Genomic DNA, 3,501 nt, shown 5'->3' with positions numbered 1-3,501 from the left:
CTTCAACGCCATCTCCCGGCGACTGTTGGCGCGCATCGCCTTGATCAGCGACACCGAGCCCACCAGCAGAATCGCTGCGCCAAACAGGAAGTCGATGTTGTACAGCTGGAAGTCCTGCACCGGCCCCACCAGCAGCACGCGCACCACGGCAATCGCCACCAGCGTAGCGAGGAAGTCGATCCCCGGTTCGTCGCGATAGAACACGTGCAGCAGCGGCAGGAACAGCACCAGCAGCAACAACAGCACCACAACCTTGAACGAGCCTTTGCGCTCGACGCTGAACGCGCATTCGTGCGGGCCGTAGGCCTTGTAGTCCTCGTCGCGGATCATCGAGTTTTTCTCGTTGATGTACTCGACGCGGTTGTATTTCTGAATCGGTGTGAAGGTGTTGGACAGGTCCATCAGCGTGGTGATGTTCTTGAAGCGCAGGTCGATGCGCTCGCTGCCCTTAAGGTAATACAGCACCGGTTTGTAGCCGTAGCGATAGGTGTCGAACGGAAAGTCGGTGACCTGACCCTGCACGCCGATTGGCCGTAGTTCAAGCTCGGCGTAGGCGCTTTTGGTCGGTGAGGCGAGGTTGCGGCTCAGCGGCTGGACCTTGACCTGTTCGAGGAAGATCGGCGTGACGCCATACGACCACTGCAACGGTTCGAGGCGCAGACGCAGTTCGTTGCGACCCAGATCGTAGCGGTTAAAGGTGCGTTCGGAGACCACCAGCGAGCCACTGAGCATGAACTCGCCGCGCAGGTTGTTGGTGACGCGCAGGGTCAGTTGATCCTTGCCCAACAGCGCCGCTTCGGTGGACGGCGGCGTGCCGCACCACGCGGTGCTTTCACCGGCCCCGCCCAACTGGCCGTCGCGGTTTTCCTTGAACACATAGAAGTAACTGGCCCACAGCGTCAGCATCAACAGCAACGCCGTGAGGCCCAAAATCTTTTTGCCCGCACTCACTACCCAGACTCCCTTCTTCGTTCCGTCGTCCAGCCGAAAACCCGCTGGCGACGGCGACTCTACCAAAAGGCCAGCATCGACCCAAGGGAAAATCCGGGAATGGTGCGGGGGTGTAAGGGTTTCCCCTGTATAGAAGGGGACGCTAGACAATTGTGGTGAGGGGATTTATCCCCGACCGGCTGCGCAGCGGCCGCAGAACCAGCCAACAGGTTTTAGCTGAAGAAATGCTTCGGCAGATTTTAGGTCTGCTTCGCAGCCCATCGGGGATAAATCCCCTCACCACAAAGTATCTATCAAGCAATGGATATTCAGCGTCTGCGGAACAGCGGGCGCGGCTCGATCACCGAGCGGCCGTACAGCACGCTCATCCCCGCCAGGCCCTTGAGCGCATCTTCGGCCGACTTGTCCTCGCGCACCGCAAAACTGTCGAACCCGCACTGACGCATATGGCTGAGCTGGTCACGCAATACATCGCCAATCGCCCGCAACTCACCGCTCCAGCCAAACCGGCTGCGCAGCAGATACGCCTGACTGTAGGCCCGACCATCGCGAAAGCTCGGGAAATCCAGGGCAATCAGCGGCAGCGAAGCCAGCCACGGCACCACGCTTTCAACGTCGTCGTCCGGCCCCAGCCACACCGCGTGCGTCGACGGCGATTGCAGCCAGTGCGCCAGCGGCAGGATCAGCAATCCTTGCGGCCTGCCCTGCTCCGGCTCGCGGATCAGCGTCCACGGATCATCCTCGACCTGCCGCGCCACACCCTGCTCCAGCCGCAGCAGATTGTTCATGCCGACACCTCCAGCGCTTTCGGGTAGACCCGCTCCTTGAACGGCTCCAGGCCAATGCGCGCCACGGTGTCGACAAATAACTCCTCGCTTTCGCGGTATCGCACGAAGGTGCCGATGATCCGCTCGATCACCTGCGGCACCTCCGCCGCGCTGAAGGACGGGCCGATGACTTTGCCCAATGCGCTGTGTTTGCCCTGCGCGCCGCCGAGGGTGATCTGGTACCACTCGCTGCCGTTTTTATCGACACCGAGAATGCCGATATTGCCGATGTGGTGATGGCCGCAGGCGTTCATGCAGCCGGAGATGTTCAGACTGATGTCGCCCAGATCGTGCAGGTAATCGAGGTCGGCGAAACGCGCCTGTATCGCTTGGGCAATCGGGATCGACTTGGCGTTGGCCAGCGCACAGAAATCACCGCCCGGGCAGGCGATGATGTCGGTCAGCAGGCCGACATTGGCGCTGCCCAGCTTGTGTTCGCAGGCCAGTTGCCAGAGCGCATACAGTTCAGACTTCTGCACATCGGGCAGAACGATATTCTGTTCGTGGGCAATGCGGATCTCGCCGAAGCCGAAACGCTCCGCCCAGTCGGCCACCGCCAGCATCTGCAACCCGGTGACATCCCCCGGGGGGCGCACTCAGGCCGGGTTTGGTCGACAGCACCACGCTGGTGTAACCCGCTTTCTTGTGCGGCTGCACGTTGCGCGCAACCCAGCGAGCGAACGCCGGGCTTTCGGCCAGACGCGTGCCGAAATCCAGATCGGTATCGGCCAGGGTGTGATAGATCGGCGGCACGAAGGCACTGGCGACTCGCGCATATTCAGCCTCGGTCAACTGCGCCGGGCCGTCCTTGAGGTGTTGCCATTCTTCCTCGACCTCTTTGGCGAACGCTCGATGCCCAGCGCCTTGACCAGAATCTTGATCCGCGCCTTGTACTTGTTGTCGCGCCAGCCATGGCGGTTATAGACCCGCAGGATCGCCTCGACGTAGGACAGCAGATGCTGCCACGGCAAACCTTCGCGGATCTGCACACCGAGAATCGGCGTGCGCCCCAACCCGCCACCGACGATCACCCGCAGCAGCATTTGCCCGTCGCGCCCCGGATAAAGATAGAGGCCGATGTCATGCATCATGATCGCCGCACGATCCTGTTTTGCCGAGCAGATGGCGATCTTGAACTTGCGTGGCAGGAAGAGGAATTCCGGGTTGATCGTCGACCATTGCCGGAGGATTTCTGCCAGCGGGCGCGGATCGATCAGCTCGTCCGCCGCGACCCCGGCGAAGGCTTCGGTGGTGATGTTGCGCACACAGTTGCCGGAGGTCTGGATCGCATGCATGTTGACCTGCGCCAGACGTTCAAGGATGTCCGGCACCTGCGCCAGTTCGATCCAGTTGAATTGCAGGTTCTGCCGCGTGGTGAAGTGGCCGTAACCGCGATCGTAGTCGGCGGCGATGCTCGCCAGCGTGCGCATCTGCTCGGCACTCAGGGTGCCATAGGGGATCGCCACACGCAGCATGTACGCATGCTTTTGCATATACAGACCGTTTTGCAGGCGCAGCGGCAAGAACTCCTCTTCGCTCAATTCACCGGCCATGAAGCGCTGGACCTGATCGCGAAACTGCGCAACGCGCTCGAACACCAATGCGCGGTCGTAATCGTCGTATTGATACATGTGCCTGCCCCACCTCATCAATTAATTCTGTGGGAGCGAGCCTGCTCGCGAATGCGGTGTGTCAGGCAACTGCATTGTTGGCTGACACACCG

At 61.0% G+C, this 3,501-nt stretch carries 2 protein-coding genes and 1 pseudogene; all 3 read right to left on the bottom strand.

The genetic code is table 11. From position 1 onward, the window contains the following. The coding region (locus HT737_RS00430) for a hypothetical protein (RefSeq protein WP_182400939.1) at positions 1-951 on the bottom strand (951 nt) is incomplete at its 3' end. A gap of 308 nt (positions 952-1,259) precedes the next feature. Then, entirely contained in the window at positions 1,260-1,739 is a 480-nt protein-coding gene (locus HT737_RS00425; RefSeq protein WP_095666680.1) for a DUF934 domain-containing protein, read from the bottom strand. Then, positions 1,736-3,409 (bottom strand): annotated as a pseudogene (locus HT737_RS00420) (nitrite/sulfite reductase). Before HT737_RS00420 ends, HT737_RS00425 begins: the two are co-directional and overlap by 4 nt. Between the last annotated feature and the right edge of the window lie 92 nt (positions 3,410-3,501).

The sequence above is a fragment of the Pseudomonas sp. MD195_PC81_125 genome (assembly GCF_014060985.1).
In the GTDB taxonomy this organism is placed as follows: Bacteria; Pseudomonadota; Gammaproteobacteria; order Pseudomonadales; family Pseudomonadaceae; genus Aquipseudomonas; species Aquipseudomonas parakoreensis.
This window is presented reverse-complemented; position numbering and strand designations above follow the sequence as displayed.